Here is a 2,176-nt window from a genome sequence, read left to right on the forward strand (position 1 = left end):
CCTGCGTCTTGTCGGCGGTCGCATGGCAGGCATGACGCTCGCCGTAGTCGTCGCCGAGGAATTTCAGATGTTCGGCCAGGAAGCGGTAGCAGAAGGTCAGCGAACGCGGCATGCGGACATTGAGGATCAGATAGTCGGCAATGTTGGTCGGCTTGTAGTCTGCGTCATAGACCCAGCGGTAGGAGCGGTGCGCCGACACCGAGCGCAGGATCGATTCCCATTGGTAGTTGTCGAGTGTCGAGCCGACCCACGAGATCGAGGGCAACAGCACGTAGTATTTCACGTCGAGGATGCGCGCAGTGTTGTCGGCGCGCTCGACATAGGTGCCGAGCTGCGAGAAATCGAAGATCTCGTTGCGCAGCATGGTGCCGTAGAACGAGCCGCGGATCAGCGCCGTCTCGCGCTTGATCGCATCGAGCACGCTCGGCAGGTCGCGCTCGTCGATCGGCCTTGCCAGCATCCGCTTCAACGACATCCAGGCTTCGTTGATGCTTTCCCACGTCTCGCGCGTCAGCGCGGTGCRCACCATGCGGGCGTTGTTGCGGGCCGTCTCGATCGCCGCCATCGTGCTCGACGGGTTCGACGTGTCGCGCAACAGGAAGTCGGCCACATTGGCGGCAGTATAATCCTGATATTTCTGCGTGAAGGCGACGTCGGAGCCGGCGCTGAGCAGCACCGAATTCCATTCCTCCGAGGCGCTCTGGGTCCGGGTCAGCGCCATGCGCAAGCCGGCATCCACCAACCGCGCCATGTTTTCGGCCCGCTCGATATAGCGGTTCATCCAATAGAGCCCGTTGGCGGTGCGGCCTAAAAGCATCAAAAACCCTTCAAGTGAAAATCAATCATCCAGCACCCACGTATCCTTGGTGCCGCCGCCTTGCGAGGAATTGACGACCAGCGACCCTTCCTTCAGCGCGACGCGCGTCAACCCTCCGGGCACGATCTGGATGCGGTCGGAAACCAGCACATAGGGTCTGAGATCGACGTGACGCGGCGCCAGGCCCTTGTCGGTCAGGATCGGACACGTCGACAGCGCCAGCGTCGGCTGGGCGATGTAGTTCGACGGTTTTGCCGCGAGTTTCTTGGAAAAATCCTCGCACTCCTTCTTGGTCGCCGCCGGCCCGACCAGCATGCCGTAGCCGCCGGAGCCGTGGACCTCCTTGATCACCAGTTCGTCGATGTGCTCGAGCACGTATTTCAGGCTGTCCGGCTCCGAGCACCGCCAGGTCGGAATGTTGCCGAGTATCGCCTTGCGGCCGGTGTAGAATTCCACGATCTCGGGCATGTAGGAGTAGATCGCCTTGTCGTCGGCAATGCCGGTTCCCGGCGCATTGGCAATGGTGATGTTTCCGGCACGGTAGACGTCCATGATGCCGGGTATGCCAAGTGCGGAGTCCGGCCGAAAGGTCAGTGGATCGAGGAAAGAATCGTCGACGCGGCGGTAAAGCACATCGATCTGCTTGTAGCCTTCGGTGGTGCGCATCGCGACATGGCCGTCGACAACGCGCAGATCCTGACCTTCGACAAGCTGCACGCCCATCTGGTCGGCAAGGAAGGCGTGTTCGAAATAGGCGGAGTTGAAGCTGCCGGGCGTCAGCACGGCGATCGTCGGCGTGCCCTTGGTGCTCTGCGGCCGCACCGCCGCCAGCGACTGCCGCAGGAGCTGCGGATAGTTTTCCACCGGCCGCACCTTGATCTTCTGGAACAGCTCGGGGAACAGCTGCATCATCGTCTCGCGGTTCTCCAGCATGTAGGAGACACCCGACGGCGTGCGCGCATTGTCCTCCAGCACGTAGAATTCGTCCTCGCTGATGCGGACGATATCGACGCCGATGATGTGGGTGTAGACGCCGGCAGGTGGCCTGACCCCGATCATTTCCGGCAAGAACGCCTCGTTCTTGGCGATCAATTCTCTGGGAACGCGCCCTGCCCGCAGGATCTCCTGGCGATGGTAGATATCGTCGAGGAAAGCGTTCAGCGCCTGCACACGCTGCTCGATGCCTTGCGTCAGGCGGCGCCACTCATTGCCCGAGATGATGCGCGGAACGATGTCGAACGGGATCAGCCGCTCGGAAGCTTCCTGCTCGCCATAGACGGCGAAGGTGATGCCGGTCTTGCGGAAGACGCGTTCGGCGTCCTGCATCTTCTCGGTAAGCCTGGCCGGATCCTGCTCCTT

General features: G+C 61.7%; 2 protein-coding genes. Both read right to left on the minus strand.

Annotation, left to right across the window (positions count from 1 at the left end; all coding sequences use genetic code 11):
- Positions 1–817: alpha-E domain-containing protein (locus ACXJ7R_RS30725; RefSeq protein ID WP_457155093.1), on the minus strand; the 817-nt coding region annotated here is incomplete at its 3' end.
- Between the two features lie 21 nt (positions 818–838).
- The coding region (locus ACXJ7R_RS30730) for a circularly permuted type 2 ATP-grasp protein (protein WP_457155094.1) at positions 839–2,176 on the minus strand (1,338 nt) is incomplete at its 5' end.

This window comes from Mesorhizobium sp. P5_C1 (assembly GCF_054049815.1).